At 75.5% G+C, this 17,958-nt stretch carries 1 protein-coding gene and 1 pseudogene; one reads left to right on the top strand and one right to left on the bottom strand.

Going from position 1 to position 17,958, the window contains the following annotated elements; genetic code table 11:
• Positions 1-11: 11 nt before the first annotated feature.
• Positions 12-15,587, bottom strand: a pseudogene (locus ACZ6SD_RS06880) (SDR family NAD(P)-dependent oxidoreductase); the annotation flags it as partial.
• A gap of 225 nt (positions 15,588-15,812) precedes the next feature.
• Here ACZ6SD_RS06880 and ACZ6SD_RS06875 point away from each other — a divergent pair.
• Positions 15,813-17,942 carry an aspartate aminotransferase family protein gene (locus ACZ6SD_RS06875; protein ID WP_465315966.1) on the top strand — a complete coding sequence of 710 codons (2,130 nt, stop codon included), beginning with the start codon at positions 15,813-15,815 and terminating at the stop codon, positions 17,940-17,942.
• Positions 17,943-17,958: the final 16 nt, after the last annotated feature.

Raw genomic sequence — 17,958 nt, 5'->3', positions numbered from 1 at the left:
GGCGGCGGGGGTCACCCGATCGCGCGGCCCAGTTCGTTGTCGATGAGGTCGAGCAGCTCGGCGGTGGACGCCTGGGCGATGCCCGCCCCCGCGTCGTCGGGGTTGTCGGCGGTGTCCCCGGCCGGGGTGTCGAAGCGGGCCAGCAGCGCGCGCAGCCGCGACACGGCCCTGGCCCGGGCGGCGCCGTCGGCCAGCTCGCGCAGCCCGGCCTCGACCCGGTCCAGCTCGTCGAGGACGGACGGGGCGCCCGGTTCGGTGAACACCTCGGCCAGCAGGAACCGGGTGATCGCGGCGGGGTTGGGGTTGTCGAAGACCAAGGTCGCGGGCAGCGCCGCACCGGTCTCGGCGCCGAGCCGGTTGCGCAGTTCGACCGCGGTCAGCGAGTCCATGCCCAGCTCCTGGAACGGGGTGGCCGGGCCGACCGCGGCGGCGGAGCCGTGCCCGAGGACGCCCGCGACGGCGCCGCGGACCAGGTCCAGCACGACCCGGTGCCGCTCGGCCTCGGGCAGCGCGGTGATGGCGGCCGACTGACCGGCCGGGGCCGCGACGCGGCGGACGGGGCGAACCAGGCCGCGCAGCACCGCGGGCAGCCGCTGCGCGGTCCGCAGGACGATGTGGTCGAGGCCGAGGGCGACGACCGGGCCCGCCGCGGCGGCGGCGATCAGGTCGGGCAGGTCCGCGGTCGGCAGGGTGGTGAAGCCGAGCGCGGACAGGCGGGCGGCCTCCCGGTCGCCGACCGCGTCGGCCAGCGGGCCGAGCACCAGCGCGGAAGCGGGCAGGCCCGCCGCGCGTCGCTGTTCAACCAGGGCCGCGAGGGCGGCGGCCGCGGCGGCGGCGTTGGCCCGCCCCGGCGTGCCCAGCACCCCGGCGCTGGAGGTGACCACCAGGAACCAGCGGACGTCGGGCGCCAGCTCGTGGAGGGCGAACGCGGGGGCGGCGGTGTCGCGGAGGACGCGGTCGACCTGCTCGTCGGTGAGCACGTCGACCGGGCCGTCCGCGAACCCGCCCGCCGCGTGGGCCACCGCCGTCACCGGGTGCTCGGCGTCCACCGCGGCCAGGACCTGGGCGAGCGCGGCGCGGTCGGCGGCGTCGCAGGCCACGACCTCGACGTGCGCCCCGGACTCGGCCAGCTCGGCGACGAGCGCGTCGGCGCCGGGGGCGGCGGCGCCCCTGCGGCTAACGAGCAGCAGCCTGCGCACACCCCGCGCGACCAGGTGCCTGGCCACCGCGGAGCCGACGCGGCCGGTGCCGCCGATGACGACCGCGGTGCCGTCGAGCGGGACCTCGCCGGTCGCGGCGACGGCGCGGACCAGCCTGGGCGCGGTGGCCGCACCGGCGCGTAGCACCAGGGCGGGCTCACCGGAGGCCAGCGCGGCGGGCAGGGCCGCGGTGGAAGCCGGGTGGCCGTCGACGTCGAGGACGACGAGCCGGTCCGGGTGCTCGGACTGGGCCGACCGCAGCACGCCCCACACGGCGGCGCGCACCGGATCTTGGTCGGGCGGCGGACCACCGGCCGTGGTGACGACGAGGCGGGCGCCCGCCGCGGCGGGGTCGCCCAGCCAGCGGCGCAGCAGGGCGAACGCCTCGGCGACGGCCGCGGCCAGCTCCTTGCCCTCAGTGGCCAGGTGCGCGAAGAACACGGTTTCGGCGGGCTCGGCTGACTCGGCTGACTCGGCCGCCTCGGCGGACACGGGTGGTTCCGCCGAGAAGCCGGGGAGCGCCAGCCACGCGACCGGCGGACTCGCCGGGAGCGCAACCTCGGCCCAGTCGACGGTGTGCAGCCGCTCGTCGGTGGTGGCGCGGCTGAACGCGGCCGCATCGACCGGGGCGACGACGACTCGGTCGACGGTGGCGACGACGCCGCCGTCCGCCCCGAACAGCACGACCCGCGCGCCGTCGCCGGTCGGGGTCAGCCGGGCGCGGACCGACCGCGCGCCGGTGGCGTGCACGCGCAGCCCGCGCCAGCCGACCACGCCCGCCAGCGCCGGGGCTTCGGCCAGCAGCGGCGCGAGGGCGGTCGCCAACAGCGCCGGGTGCAGCGCGAAGCCATCGACGTCGGCGCCGTCGGGCAGGGCGACCTCGGTGTGCGTCTGCTCGCCTCGGACCAGGGAGGTGGTTCCCGTGAAGACCGGCCCGAGGTCACGGCCCAGCGCGGCCAGCCGCTCGGCGACGGACTCCGGCGGCACGGACGATCCGCTCGGCGCCCACGGCGCCGGGGCAGCGTCGCCGCCCCGGTCCGGGGCCAGGGCGCCCCGGGCGTGCTCGGTCCAGGCCAGGTCCGCCCCGTCCGGCCGGGTGAACACCGCGACGGCGCGGGCGCCGTCCTCGGCCGCGGCGCCGACGGTCACCTGTAGGCGCAGCGCGCCCTGCTTGGGCAGCACGACCGGGACCGCCGTGTCCAAAGTGGCCAGCACGGGCGCGCCGACCTCGTCACCGGCCCGCAGCACCAGTTCGGCCAGCGCCGCCTCCGACACCACCGGCACGCCCAGGACCGCGTTGTCGGCCAGCCACGGCTGTTCCCGAAGGGACAGCAGGCCGGTGAACACGGCCTCGCCGGACCCCGCGACCGGCAGGGCGGCGCCGAGCAGCGGGTGCCCAGTGGCGGTCATGCCCGCCCCGGCGCGCTCGGCGGCGGGCGCCGGGTCCAGCCAGTAGCGCTCGTGGGTGAACGCGTAGGTGGGCAGCGCGACAGTCCGCGCGCCGGTGCCCGCGTGGAACGCCACCCAGTCCACAGTGGAGCCCACCGCGTAGGCGACGCCGAGGGCCTCGACCACGGTGTCGGTCTCGGCGCGTCCCTTGCGCATGGCGGGCGCGGCGGCGTATCCGGTCACGCCGTCGGCGTCGAGGACGTCGCGGACCATGGCGGTCAGCACGCCCTGCGGGCCGACCTCCAGGAATCCGGTGGCACCGGCGGCGCCCAGCGCGCTGACGGCGTCGGCGAACAGCACGGCGCCGCGGGCGTGGCGCAGCCAGTGCTCCGCCGAGCGCAGCCTCTCCAGGTCGGCGACCTGGCCGGTGACCGAGGAGACCACCGCGACGGCGGGCGGCCGGAAGGTCAGGCCCGCCACGACCTCGGCGAACTCGGCGAGCATCGGGTCCATGTGGTGGGAGTGGAAGGCGTGGCTGACCGCCAGCCGCCGCGTCCTGCGGCCGCGGGAGGCCAGCTCGGCGGCGATGTCCAGCGCCGCGGTCTCGTCACCGGAGACCACGACCGCGCGCGGCCCGTTGACCGCGGCGATGTCCACCGTCCCGGCGTGTCCGGCGAGCAGCGCCTCGACCTCGTCGCGGGTGGCCTCCAGCGCGACCATCGCGCCGCCGGGCGGCAGCCGCTGCATGAGCGCGCCGCGCGCGGCCACCAGGGCGGCGGCGTCATCGAGGTCGAGGACCCCGGCGACGTGCACGGCGGTGATCTCGCCGATGGAGTGGCCCGCGACCATGTCCGGCCGCACGCCCCAGGAGGCCAGCAGCCGGTACAGCGCGGTCTCCACCGCGAACAGCGCGGGCTGGGTGTAGGCGGTCTGGTCCAGCAGCGCCGCGTCGTCTGACCCGGGCTTGGCGAACACGACCTCGCCGAGCGGCCGCGCCAGATGCCGGTCGAAGGCGGCGCACACGGCGGTGAACGCCTCGGCGTAGACCGGGTGCGCGGCGTGCAGCTCGCGCCCCATGCCGACGCGCTGCGCGCCCTGGCCGCTGAACAGCAGCGCCAGCGCGCCCGGGTCGACCCGCTCCGGCGCGCCCGCGGCCAGCGCGCCGAGCCCGGCCAGCAACTCCTCGCGCGAGGAGCCGCGCACCACGGCGCGCACCGGCAGCGCGGAGCGGGTGGTGGCCAGGGAGAAGCCGATGTCCTCCGCCCGCGCGCCCGCCAGCTCGCCCCCGTCGGCGACGGCGGCGAGCAGGCGCGCCGCCTGGGCGGCCAGGCCGTGCTGGGCGCGAGCCGACAGCGGCCACGCGGCGACGGGCAGATCAGCGACCGGGCCCGCGGGCGTGGGCTCGACTGGGTCCACGCCCTCGATGACGACGTGGGCGTTGGTGCCGCTGATGCCGAACGAGGACACCGCGGCGCGGCGCGGGCGGTCCAGCTCCGGCCAGGGCAGCGCCTTGTCCAGCACCTGGACCGCGCCCGCCGACCAGTCCACGAACGGCGAGGGCGCGTCCACGTGCAGGGAGGCGGGCAGCACGCCGTGGCGCATCGCGAGGACGGCCTTGAGCACGCCGCCGATGCCCGCGGCGGCCTGGGTGTGGCCCAGGTTGGACTTCAGCGACCCCAGGTAGGCGGGGCGGTCGGCGGGGCGGCCCTGGCCGTAGGTGGCCAGCAGGGCCTGCGCCTCGATCGGGTCGCCCAGGGTGGTGCCGGTGCCGTGGCCCTCGATGAGGTCGACGTCGGCGGTGGTCAGGCCCGCGTTGGCCAGGGCCTGGCGGATGACCCGCTGCTGGGAGGGCCCGTTGGGGGCGGTGAGGCCGTTGGAAGCGCCGTCCTGGTTGACCGCGGACCCGCGCAACACGGCCAGCACCTCATGGCCGTTGCGCCGCGCGTCCGACAACCGCTCCAACAGGACCAGGCCGACGCCCTCGGACCAGCCGGTGCCGTCCGCCGCCGCGGCGAACGGCTTGCAGCGGCCGTCGGCGGCCAGGCCGCGCTGCCGGGAGAACTCGATGAACATCGCGGGCGTCGACATGACGGTCACGCCACCGGCCAGGGCCAGCGTGGACTCCCTCTGGCGCAGCGACTGCGCCGCCAGGTGAATCGCCAGCAGCGACGACGAGCACGCCGTGTCCACCGTGACCGCCGGACCCTCGAACCCGAACGAGTAGGACACCCGGCCGGACACGACGCTGCCCGCGATGCCGCTGGCCAGGTAGCCCTCGGTGTCGGTGGCCGAGATCTCGGCGCGGCTGGCGTAGTCGTGGTACATCACCCCCGCGAACACCCCGGTCCGGCTGCCGCGCAGGGCGGCGGGGTCGACCCCGGCGCGCTCCAGGGTCTCCCAGGCGACCTCCAGCAGCAGGCGCTGCTGCGGGTCCATGGCGACGGCCTCGCGCGGGGAGATCCCGAAGAACCCGGCGTCGAACCCGGTGGCGCCGTGCAGGAAGCCGCCCTCGTTGACGTAGCTGGTTCCGGCCTTTTCCGGGTCCGGGTCGTACACGGAGGCCAGGTCCCAGCCGCGGTCGGTGGGGAACGCGGACACGGCGTCGCGGCCCTCGGCCAGCAGCGCCCACAGGTCTTCGGGCGAGTCGATCCCGCCGGGGAAGCGGCAGCCCATGCCGACGATCGCGATGGGGTCGTCGTCCACCGCCGCGGTGGCCGCGACCGCCGTGGTCGCGGTCGCGCCGCCGGTCATCTCGCCCACCAGGTGCTCGGCCAGCTCGACCGGCGTCGGGTGGTCGAAAACCAGGGTGGCGGGCAGGCGCACCCCGGTGGCCGCGGTGAGCCGGTTGCGCAGGTCGACCGCGGTCAGCGAGTCGAAGCCCAGGTCGCGGAACGGGCGGTCGACCGCGACCGACGCGGTGCCCGAGCGGCCAAGGACGGCGGCGGCCTCGGCGCGGACGACCGCGAGCACGGCGTCCTTGGCCTCCCCCGGCGGCAGGTTGGCGAGCGTGCCCGCCAGGCCACCGGCGGCGACCGCGGCCGCGCGTTTGACCGGCCCCCGGACCAGGGCCCGCAGCAGCGGCGGCACCGCCCCGGCGGCGCGCGCGACAACCGGGTCGAACCCGGTGGGCACCGACAGGGCGCGGCCGCAGGCGAGCGCGGCGTCGAACAGGGCCGCGCCCTCGGCGGCGGAGATCAGGCTGAACCCGGTGCGGGCGAAGCGGTCCAGGTCGACCCGGCTCATGCCGCCGGTCATCTCGCTGGTCTGCTCCCACAGGCCCCAGGCCAGCGCGGACGCGGGCAGGCCGACCGAGGCCCGGTGCGCGGCCAGCGCGTCGAGCAGGGTGTTGGCCGCGGCGTAGTTCGACTGGCCCGGGCTGCCGACCAGGCCCGCGAGCGAGGAGAACAGGACGAACGCGGTCAGGTCATGGCCCGCGGTCAGCTCGTGCAGGTTCCAGGCCGCGTCGATCTTGGGCCGCAGGACCGCGTCGAGCCGCTCGGGGGTCAGCGCGGTGAGCAGGCCGTCGTCGAGGGCGCCCGCGGCGTGCACGACGCCCAGGACGCGGCGGCCCGCCAGCGCCCCGGCGAGGGCGTCGCGGTCCGCGGCGTCGCAGACGACGGCCTCGGCGCGCGCGCCCGCCTCGGCCAGCTCGGCGACCAACGCGCTCGCGCCGGGGGCATCGGGGCCGCGGCGGCTGAGCAGCAGCAGGTCCCTGGCGCCGTGGGCGGTCGCGAGGTGGCGGGCGATGGCCGCGCCGACGACTCCGGTGCCGCCGGTGATGACGACCGTCCCCTCCCCCGACCAGTCCGGCGCGGCAGGGTGCTCGGGGGCGGCGAGGCGAACGAGGCGCGGCGCGGTCGCCGCGCCCGCCCGCAGCCGCAGCTGTGGCTCACCGGTGGCCACCGCGCCCGCGAACGCGGCGGCCGACGCGGGGTCGCCGTCGAGGTCCGCCAGCACGAACCGGCCGGGGTGCTCGGCCTGCGCGGCCCGCACCATCCCCCACGCGCCCGCGGCGGCGAGGTCGGCGATGGGCTCGCCGTCGGCGGCGACGGCGCCGCGGGTCACCACGACCAGCGGGATGTCGGTGAGGCGCTCGTCAGCGAGCCAGTCGCGCAGCACGGCCAGCAGCCGCAGCGCGGTGGCGCGCTGGGCGGCCGGGCCGGGGTCCGCGCCGCCCGCCACGGCGAGCAGCACGGCGTCGGGCGCGGCGGCGACCACGGCCTCGCGGTCGGCGGCGATCTCGGCGATCTCGGTGACCTCGATGACCTCGGAGCCCGCCAGCTCGGGCAGGGCGGGCTCGCCGAGGGCGACCCAGCGCGGGACGGCGCCGGGGACGAGGTCGACCGGGAGCCAGTCGACGCCGTGCACGGGGCTGGTGTCGCGCGCGGCGGTCAGCTGGGCCGCGGTGATCTCGCGCAGCACGACGGCCTCGGCGGTGAGCACCGGCGCGCCGGTCTCATCGGACAGTCGCAGCGCGACCGAGTCCTTGTCCCGGGGGGTGAGTTCCACCCGGACGGCGGCGGGGCCGGTGGCGTGCAGGCGGACGCCACGCCACTCGAACAGCGCGCGCGGACCCACCGCGCCCTGGTCCGAGCTGAAAGCCGACACGTGCAGCGCGGCGTCGAGCAGGGCGGGGTGCACCCCGAACGCCCGGTGTTCCGCGGCGACCTCCTCGGGCAGCCGGACGGTGGCGAGCAGGGCGCCGTCGTCGCCGCGCCAGGCGTTGGTGAGGCCCTGGAACGCGGGACCGTAGTGGTAGCCGCGCTCGGCCATCTCGGTGTAGACGCCCTCGATCGGCACCTGCTCGCCCGTGGGCGGCCAGGGCAGGTTTCCAGGCTCGACGCCGTCTTCGACGGTGAGCGTGCCCTCGGCGTGCAGGCTCCACGCGGACCGGGCGTCGGCGCGGGAGTGCACCGAGACGGTGCGGGCACCCGCCGTCTCGCCGGAGACCACGACCTGCACGTGCAGCGCGCCGGTGGCGGGGATGGCCATGGGGCCGCTCAGCACCAGCTCGCGCAGCACCGGGGCGCCCACCTCCTCGCCCGCGCGCAGCGCCATCTCGACCATGGCGGCGCCGGGGAGGATGGCGGTGCCGAGCACGGCGTGGTCGGCCAGCCACGGGTGGGTGGCGACGCCGATGCGGCTGCTGAACACCGTCCCGTCCGCGGCGGCGACCGGGACGACGGCGCCGAGCAGCGGGTGCCCGACCGGTTCGAGGCCGAACGAGGTGAGAGCGCCGGTGTCGCGGCGGGGCATCCAGAACCGCTCGCGCTGGAACGGGTACGACGGCAGCTCGACCCGGCGGCCGCCCATGGTGAGCGCTCCCCAGTCGACGGCGACGCCGTGGGCGAACAGCTCGCCAGCCGACTCCAGGAGGCGGGCCAGGCCGCCCTGGTCGCGGCGCAGCGTGCCCGCCGCGATCCCGCCGCCCGCGGCGTCGAGCGTGTCCTGGACACCCATGGTCAGCACGGGGTGCGCGCTGACCTCGACGAACGCGCGCCGCCCCTGGGCGACCAAGTTCTCCACGACAGGGTGGAACAGCACCGGATTGCGCAGATTCTCATACCAATAACGGGCGCCCATAGTGGTGCCGTCAATCGGTTCACCGGTCACAGTGGACACCATCGGAATCCGCGCGGCGCGCGGCGTGATTCCATCGAGCTGCCGGAGCAATTCCTCTTCGATGCGTTCGACGTGTGCGGAATGCGACGCGTAATCCACCGGAACACGCCGAACCCGCACCCCCTCCCCCTCCGCCGCGACAACCAACTCATCCAACGCATCCACATCACCAGCCACCACACACGCAGCCGGACCATTCAACGCCGCAACCGAAACCCGACCACCCCACCGACCAACCAAACCCCCAGCAACCACCCCAGAAACACCCAACGACACCATCCCACCAACACCCGTAACCGCCCCCAACGCCCGAGAACGCAAACACACCACCCGCGCCCCATCCTCAAGCGACAACACCCCCGCAACCACAGCCGCAGCAATCTCACCCTGCGAATGACCCACCACAACCCCAGGCCGAACCCCCAACGACTCCCACACCCGCGCCAACGACACCATCACCGCAAACAACACCGGCTGAACAACATCAACCCGATCCAACACCCCCCACCCCGACAACACCTCATCCAAATCCCAATCAACCAAACCCGAAAAAACCGCACCACACTCCACCAACGACTCATCAAAAACCCGACTCACCCCACGCAACTCCACCGCCATCCCCACCCACTGCGCCCCCTGACCCGGAAAAACAAACACCGGATCAGCCGGGGTCGCCGGAGTGGTCCGGGCACCGGAGGTGGAAAGCTCGCGCAGCGCTGTCGCGGCGTCGTCGCGGTCGGCCGCGACGACGACGGCGCGGTGCTCCAGAATCGAGCGGGTGGTCGCCAGCGAGGTGGCGAGGTCGGCGAGGGCGACCTCGGGGCGCCGCTCCAGCAGCTCGGCCAGATCGCGGGCCCGCTCGCCCAGTGCCCGCGCCGACCGGGCGGTCACGACCAGCGGCAGGACCGGCGGGGTCTCGCCGCGCTCGGTCTCGGCGCGGGCGGGCGCCTGCTCCAGGACGGCGTGCACGTTGGTGCCGCTGACGCCGAACGCCGACACCGCGGCCCGGCGCGGCGCGCCCGTCTCCGGCCAGGCGACGCCCTCCGCCAGGAGCTCGACCGAGCCAGCCGTCCAGTCCACCAGCGTCGACGGGGTGTCGGCGTGCAGGGTGGGCGGCATGACGCCGTGCCGCAGCGCCTGCACGGCCTTGATCACGCCACCGACGCCAGCGGCCGCGGCCGGGTGGCCGATGTTGGACTTCAGCGACCCCAGGCGCAGCGGGCGGCCGTGGTCGCGGTCGCGGCCGTAGGTGGCGAGCAGGGCTTGGGCCTCGATCGGGTCCCCCAGCGGGGTGCCGGTGCCGTGCGCCTCCACCAGGTCGACCTCGTGCGGGGCGAGCCGGGCGTTGGCCAGCGCCTGGCGGATGACCCGCTGCTGCGCGGGGCCGCTGGGCGCGGTGAGGCCGTTGGAGGCGCCGTCCTGGTTGACCGCGGACCCACGCAACACGGCCAGCACCTCGTGGCCGTTGCGGCGCGCGTCCGACAACCGCTCCAGCACGACCAGACCGACCCCTTCCGACCAGCCGATGCCGTCGGCGCCCTCCGCGAACGGCTTGCAGCGGCCGTCCGCGGCCAGACCGCGCTGGCGGGCGAACTCGATGAAGGAGAACGGGCTCCCGATGACCGTGGCGCCACCGGCCAGGGCCAGCGTCGACTCCCCCTGGCGCAGCGACTGCGCCGCCAAGTGGATCGCCAGCAGCGACGACGAGCACGCCGTGTCCACCGTGACCGCCGGACCTTCGAACCCGAACGAGTAGGACACCCGGCCGGACGCGACGGCGCCCAGGCTGCCGGTCATGAAATAGCCCTCGAACTCCTCGGGCCCGCCGTCGACCCCCACGTAGGACTGGCCCGCGACGCCCGCGAAGACCCCGGTGCGGCTGCCGCGCAACGCGGCCGGGTCGATGCCCGCGTGCTCAAGCGACTCCCACGCGACCTCCAGCAGCAGCCGCTGCTGCGGGTCCATGGCGGTCGCCTCGCGCGGTGAGACGCCGAAGAAGTCGGCGTCGAACAGCGCCGCGTCGGCGAGGAACCCGCCGTGCCTGGTGTAGGTGGTGCCGGACTTGTCGGGGTCCGGGTCGTAGATCGCGTCGGTGTCCCAGCCGCGGTCGGTGGGGAACGGGGTGATGGCGTCGGCGCCGTCGAGCACGAGCCGCCACAGATCGTCCGCGGAGGCGACGCCGCCGGGATAGCGGCACGCCATGCCGACGATGGCGATCGGCTCGTCGGACAGGGCGGTGGCCGTGACGGTGTCGGTCTCCCGCTCGGAGCCGAGCGCCTCCGACAGCAGGAACTCGGCCAGCGCGTCCGGGGTCGGGTAGTCGAACACCATCGATGCGGGCAGCCGGACGCCGGTCCCTGCGGCGAGCCGGTTGCGCAGGTCGACTCCGGTCAGCGAGTCGAACCCGAGATCGGCGAAGGGCCGGTCGGGGCGCAGGGCGGCCGGGTCGGGATGGCCGAGCACGGCCGCGACCTCGGCCAGCACGACCGAGCGGACCTCGGCGAGCCGGTCGGCCGCCGCGATCGCGGCCAGCCGGGACAGCAGCGGGCCCCCGGCCTGCGCGGTGCGGGAGACGCGGCGTTTCGTCGCGGGGAACAGGCCGCGCAGCAGCGGGGCGGTGGCGGCGGCGGCGCGGGCGGCGACCGCGTCGAGCGGAGCGGCGACCACGACCGCGGCGCCGCTGCCGACCGCGGCGTCGAGCAGCGCAGGGCCAGCGTCGGCGGTGATCGGGCCGAAACCCGCGCGGGACAGCCGCGCCCACTCGGTCGCGCCCCAGTCGCCGGTGACCCCGGTCGGCAGCGCCCAGGGCGCCCAGGCGATGGCCGTCGCGGGCAGGCCGAGGGCGGCGCGGTGGCAGGCCAGGCCCTCGACGGCGGCGTTGGCCGCGGCGTACCCGGCCTGGCCCGGGGTGCCGAGCACGCCCGCCAGGGCGGAGAACACCACGAACGCGTCGAGGTCGAGGTGGGCGGTCGCGCGGTGCAGCGCCCAGGCGGAGTCAGCCTTGGCCCGCAGGGCGACGTCGAGCCGGTCGACGGTCAGGTCGGCGAGCAGCCCGTCGTCGAGGACGGCGGCGGCGTGCACCACGGCGGTCACCGAGGTGTCGGCGGGGAGGGCGTCGATGACCGCGGCGAGCGCGTCGGCGTCGGCGGCGTCGGCCGCGGCGACCGTGACGGCGGCGCCCGCCGCGGTCAGGTCGGCGGCGAGGTCGGCGGCGCCGGGGGCGTCCATGCCCGCCCGGCTGACCAGGACCAGGCCGCGCACGCCGTGCTCGGTGACGAGGTGGCGGGCCACCAGCGCGCCCAGCGCCCCGGTGCCGCCGGTCACCAACACGGTGCCGGACCAGGTCGGGGCGGCGCCCCCGGCCACGCGGGTCAGCCGGGGGGCGGTGATCTGGCCGCCGCGGACGCGGGCCTGCGGCTCACCGGAGGCGAGGACGGCCGGGAGCGCGGACGCCGCGGCGGGGTCGCCGTCGAGGTCAACGAGAACGAAGCGGCCCGGGTGCTCGTTCTGCGCCGAACGCACCAGACCCCAGACGGCGGTGGCGTCGGTGTCGGTGGCGTCCGGCCCGGCGGCCAGGGTCGTGGTGAGGACCAGCCGGGTGTCCGCCAGCCGCTCGTCCGCGATCCAGGCGCGCAGCAGGTCGAGGGCTACCGCCGCGGTGCGGACACCCGGGGCGGGGGTCAGGGCGGCGACGGCGACCGGGGCGGCGGCCGCCGCGTCAGCCCAGTCGGCCGCGCGAGTCACGTCGAGGGTGACCCAGGTTTCCTCCGGCGCGACGGCCGAACCGACGTCGGGAGTGGCGGCCGGCTCCCACTCGATGGTGAACAGGGAGTCGGTGGCGGCGCGGGCATGCACCTCGCTGGGCTCGACCGCGGCGGGCACGGCGGCCGCGATGTCGAGCACGGCAGCACCGGCGGCGTCGTGGCCGCGCACGGCGTAGCCGTCCCCGGACCTGGTCGCCTCGACGCGCAGGACGTCCGCGCCGGTGGCGAACAGACGGGCCCCGCGCCACGTGCCGACGACCGAGCCGTCGGCGTGCGCGCCCAGCACGAGCCGGGCGACGGCGTCCCACAGCAGCGGGTGCAGCGCGTAGCCGTCGGTGGCGACCGCCTCCGGCAGACGCAGCTCGGCGGCCACGCCTGCTGGGGTGGTCCACAGGGCGGTGACCGCCTGGGCCGAGGCGGCGTGGCCGACGCCGCGGGCGTCGAGGGCGTCGTCGGCCAGGTCCAGGTCGGCGGGGACGGCGCCCGCGGGCGGCCACGCGGTGATCGCGGCGGGCGCGGACTGGTCGTCGGCGGTCAGGACGCCCTCGGCGTGCGCGACCCACGGGCTGTCGTCGTCGGCGCGCGAATGCACCCGCACTTGGCGGTCCCCGCCCGGTTCGGGGGCGGCGAGGGAGACCTGCAACCGGACGAAGCCGGACTCGGGGAGCACGAGCGGGGCGCGCGTGGTCAGCTCGCGGACCGCGCCCAGCCCCAGTTCCGCCCCGGCGCGGGCGGCCAACTCCACCAGCACGGCCGAGGGCAGCACGTCGACTCCGTGCAGCGGGGCGGACCCGGTGGCGTCGGCGGTCAGCGCGGTCGTGAAGACGATCTCGTCGCGGCCCGCGAGGTGCACGGCCGCGCCGAGCAGCGGGTGCCCGACCTCGCGCAGGCCCAGCCCGCCCGCGTCGGCCCCAGCCGCGCCCGTCATCCAGTAGCGGGTGCGCTGGAACGCGTAGGTGGGCAGCGCCACCGGGCGGGAACTCGCGGGCAGCGGCCACTCGATGGCGACGCCGCGGCTGTGCAGCTCGGCGGCGGAGGTGAGGACCTGGGCGAGCGAGCCGCTGTCGCGGCGCAGGGTGCCGACGGCGGAGCCCCCGCCCGCGGCGTCGAGGACGTCCTGGACGCCCATGGTCAGCACCGGGTGAGCGCTCACCTCGACGAACGCGCGGTGCCCCTGGGCGACCAGGCTTTCCACGACGGGGTGGAACAGGACGGGATTACGCAGGTTCTCGTACCAGTAATCCGCGCCCATCGCGGTGCCGTCGATGAGTTGGCCGGTGACCGTGGACACCAGCGGCACGGTTCCCGCTTTCGGAGTGATTCCGGCCAGGGCTTCGGCCAATTCATCCTTGATGCGTTCGACGTGTGCGGAATGCGACGCGTAATCCACCGGAACACGCCGAACCCGCACCCCCTCCCCCTCAGCCGCGACCACCAACTCATCCAACGCATCCACATCACCAGCCACCACACACGCAGCCGGACCATTCAACGCAGCAACCGAAACCCGACCACCCCACCGACCAACCAAACCCCCAGCAACCACCCCAGAAACACCCAACGACACCATCCCACCAACACCCGTAACCGCCCCCAACGCCCGAGAACGCAAACACACCACCCGCGCCCCATCCTCAAGCGACAACACCCCCGCAACCACAGCCGCAGCAATCTCACCCTGCGAATGACCCACCACAACCCCAGGCCGAACCCCCAACGACTCCCACACCCGCGCCAACGACACCATCACCGCAAACAACACCGGCTGAACAACATCAACCCGATCCAACACCCCCCACCCCGACAACACCTCATCCAAATCCCAATCAACCAAACCCGAAAAAACCGCACCACACTCCACCAACGACTCATCAAAAACCCGACTCACCCCACGCAACTCCACCGCCATCCCCACCCACTGCGCCCCCTGACCCGGAAAAACAAACACCGGGTCGGCCGCGTCCAGGGCGGCGGGCACGGGCGGGCCCGCGACCAGGTCGCGCAGCGCGGCGAGCAGCGCGTCCCGGTCGGCGCCGACCGCGGCGGCGCGGTGGGCCATCGCGGGCCGGGCGGCCAGCGCCGCGGCGATGTCGGCTGCGCTGTCGGCCGAGTTCTCAGCGAAGGCGAGCAGAGCGGAGGCGTTGTCGCGCAAGGCGCCCGCGTCGCGGCCGGACACCGGCCACGCCAGCGCGGCCGGGACCTGGGCTGGTTCGTCGGCGCGCTCGTCGGCCGCGTCGAAGAGTTCGATGATGGCGTGGGCGTTGGTGCCCGAGACGCCGAACGACGAGACCGCGGCCCGGCGCGGGGCGCCGGTCTCCGGCCAGGCGCGCTGCTCGGTTAGCAGCCGCACGTCGCCAGCGTCCCAGTCGACCAGCCGGGACGGCTCGTCCACGTGCAGCGTCCTAGGCAGCACACCGTGCCGCATCGCCAGCACAACCTTGATCACGCCGCCGACGCCAGCCGCGGCCTGGGTGTGGCCGACGTTGGACTTGAACGAGCCCAGCCACGCCGGACGGCCTTCCGCGCGGTCCTGGCCGTAGGTGGCCAGCAGGGCCTGCGCCTCGATCGGGTCGCCGAGGCGGGTGCCGGTCCCGTGCGCCTCGATCAGGTCGATGTCGGCGGCGGTGAGCCGGGCGTCGGCCAGCGCGTCGCGGATCACCCGCTGCTGCGCCGGCCCGTTGGGGGCGGTGAGGCCGGTGGAGGCGCCGTCCTGGTTGACCGCGGACCCGCGCACGACGGCGAGGATCGGGTGGCCGTTGCGCTTGGCGTCCGACAGCTTCTCCAGCAGCAGCAGACCGGCGCCCTCCGACCAGCCAGTGCCGTCGGCCGCGTCGGCGAACGGCTTGCAGCGCCCGTCCGGCGACAGCGCCCGCTGCCGGGAGAACTCCACGTAGGTGGCGGGGGTGGCCATCACCGTGACACCGCCCGCGAGCGCCAGGGTCGACTCGCCCCGGCGCAGCGACTGCGCGGCCAGGTGGATCGCCAGCAGCGACGACGAGCACGCCGTGTCCACCGTGACCGCGGGGCCCTCGAACCCGAACGTGTAGGAGATGCGGCCGGAGGCGACGCTGCCCGCGTTGCCGTACCCGACATAGCCCTCCAGCTCACGCGGCACGCGGCGAACCCGGGTGGCGTAGTCGTGGTACATCACGCCGGTGAACACCCCCGTGCGGGTGCCGCGCAGCGCGGCGGGGTCGATGCCCGCGCGCTCGACGGCCTCGTGCGCGACCTCCAGCAGCAGCCGCTGCTGGGGGTCCATCGCCAGGGCCTCCCGCGGGGACACGCCGAAGAAGTCGGCGTCGAAGTCGGCGGCCCGGTCGAGGAAACCGCCGTGGCGGGTCAGCGACTTGCCCGCCGCGTCCGGGTCGGGGTCGTGCAGGTCGGCGGGCCAGCCGCGGTCGGTGGGGAACTCCGTCACCGCGTCGACGCCCTGGCTGACCACGTCCCACAGCTGTTCCGGAGTGCTGACGCCGCCCGGATAGCGACAGGCCATGCCGACGATCGCGATCGGCTCAGCCGCCGCGTCCTCGACCTCACGCAGCCTGCGCTGCGCTGCGCGGGTGCCCGCGATCGCCTGCTTGAGGGCGTCGCGGAGTTTCGCCTCGCTCGACATGGGGACCCTTTCCACCGCAGAGAAGCACCGCCTCGACAAACGTATCCAGCCCGGCCCCGAGAATGTCCTCAAAGCGGTAATCAACTGTTTAAGGACGTTTTCAGAACAGTTCGTGGACGGATTTTGGAGGCATTTTTACCGGTCCCGAATAGGCTCGGCCTAGCGTGGCGGCATCCCCTTACCGCGTCCGTGCGGCGCGCCGAGCACCAGAACGTGGAGACACCAATGGCAACCGAGTCAGCGCGCCCATCCGGTGAGTTCGCCGAGCCGTACCTGCGGGACCTGCTGATCTCTATCGGGTTCGACGTCGACTACGTCCGGGCGAGCGGGAACACGCTGTTCCGCCGGGGCGCCGACGGCGCCGAGATCCCGGTGCTGGACTGCTCCGGCGGCTTCGGCTCACTGCTGTTCGGGCACAACCACCCGCGCCTGGTCGCGCGGGCGACCGAACTGCTGGCCGAGGGGGTGCCCGTGCTCGCCCAGTTTTCCCCGCGCCCGGAGGCCACCCGGCTCGCCGCGGCGCTCAACGCCGCGATCCGCCGCGAGCACGGCGACGACGAGCCCTATCTCGCGGTCTTCGGCAACAGCGGAGCCGAGGCGATCGAGGCCGCGGTCAAGCACGCGGAGTTGGTCCGCCAGATCACGATCACCACGCTGATGGCCGGGGTGGCCGCCGAGAACACCCGGGTGGCCGCGGGCGGCGCCGAGCCCGCCGAGTCCGCGCTGACCGCGCTCGACCTGGCCGAGGACGCGTCCCTGGCGGCCCTGGCGTCGGCGGTCGCCGAGCACAACGAACAGCTGGTCGCCGCTGCCCCGGTGTTCTTCGCCGTCGAGGGCGGCTTCCACGGCAAGCTCATGGGCAGCGTCCAGCTCACCCACAACCCCGCCTTCCGGGCCCCGTTCGCGGGCCTGGCCGGGCAGGCCCGCTTCGTCCCGCGCAACGACCCGGCCGCGCTCAAGGCCGCGGTCGCCGACGCGCGGCGCTCGGCGTTGGCGCTGACCGTGGCCAACGGCCGGGTCGAGGTGGTCGAGCGGCCGTTCCCGACCGTGGGCGCGTTTTTGGTGGAGCCCATCCAGGGCGAGGGCGGCGTGCACGAGGTGGACGCGGCGTTCGCCCAGGCGCTGCGGCACGAGGCCGACGCCGCGGGCGCCCCGGTCATCGTCGACGAGATCCAGAGCGGCATGGGCCGCACCGGCGCCCTGCTCGCCGCGACGGGCATCGGCTTGCGCGGGGACTACTACGTGCTGTCGAAGGCGCTCGGCGGCGGTCTGGCGAAAATCTCGGCGATGCTGGTGCGCCAGTCGCACTACCGGCGGGAGTTCGAACTGCTGCACAGCTCGACCTTCGCCAAGGACGGGTTCTCCAGCGCCATCGGCGCCGAGGTGGTCGAGATGCTCGAAGCCGACGACGGCGCCGCGTACCGGAGCGCGGCCGAGCGCGGCGCCGCCCTGCGCGCCGCCCTGGAGCGGGTGCGGGCCGACTACCCGGACGTCGTCGCCGACGTGCGCGGGCGGGGGCTGTTCCTCGGGATCGAGTTCGCCGACCAGTCCGGCTCGGCCGCGCCGTTCCTGCGCGACCGGTCGCTGACCGGCACCCTGGGCTACGTGCTGTCGGCGTACCTGCTGCACGCGCACAACATCCGCACCCAGCCCACCGGCAGCGCGGTGACCACGCTGCGGCTGGCGCCGTCGATCCACCTCACCGACGCCGAGATCACCCAGATCGAAACCGGTCTGCGGGGCGCGTGCGAGGTCGTGCGAGCCCAGGACACCGCGCACCTGGCGCACCCGCTGTCCGGTCTCGGCGCCCTGCGGGGGGACGTCGTCCAGCACCGCGGCGAGCAGCCGCCCGCTCCGGCCGCCGACGTCGTCGTCGGGTACCTGACGCCGTTCCCGGACGCCGAGGCGCTGCGCCGGTTCGACCCCGCGTTCGGCAGGCTGCCGGTGGAGACCGCCGAGGCGATCCTGGCCCGTGCGGCGGCCAACCGGGTGATGGCTCCGCTGCCGCCGATCGGAGTGCCCGGTCCCGACGGCGCGCGGGTGGCGCTGGTGATCTTCCCGTTGCTGGCCACCGAGGCGGGGCTCGCGGCGGGCGACCAGGCCGCGCTGGTCAGCGAACTGGCGATGCTGGTGCCGACGGTGGCGGCCCTGGGCTGTGTCGCGTTGGCCGCGCCGGGCGCGGCAGGGGCGGTCCTGGCAGGCCTGCTGCCCGCGCTGGCCCCCGACATCGCCGCGGTGACCGGCGACGGGGCAGTGCCGCTGCCCGAGGGGCACCCGCTGGTCTCGGCGACGCCGTGGACCGGCGACACCGCGCCGGGCGCGTTGGCCGCCCTGCTCGGGCTCGAACAGCGCTGACCGCGTAGGGGGCTGA

This window comes from Actinokineospora sp. NPDC051303, from assembly GCF_055586285.1.
The sequence above is the reverse complement of the archived record's forward strand: the minus strand, read 5'-3'. Positions and strand labels throughout refer to the sequence as shown.

Coding starts and splice junctions, on each gene's coding strand:
- ACZ6SD_RS06875 (WP_465315966.1), top strand. CDS start 15,813: ATGGCAACCGAGTCAGCGCGCCCATCCGGTGAGTTCGCCGAGCCGTAC.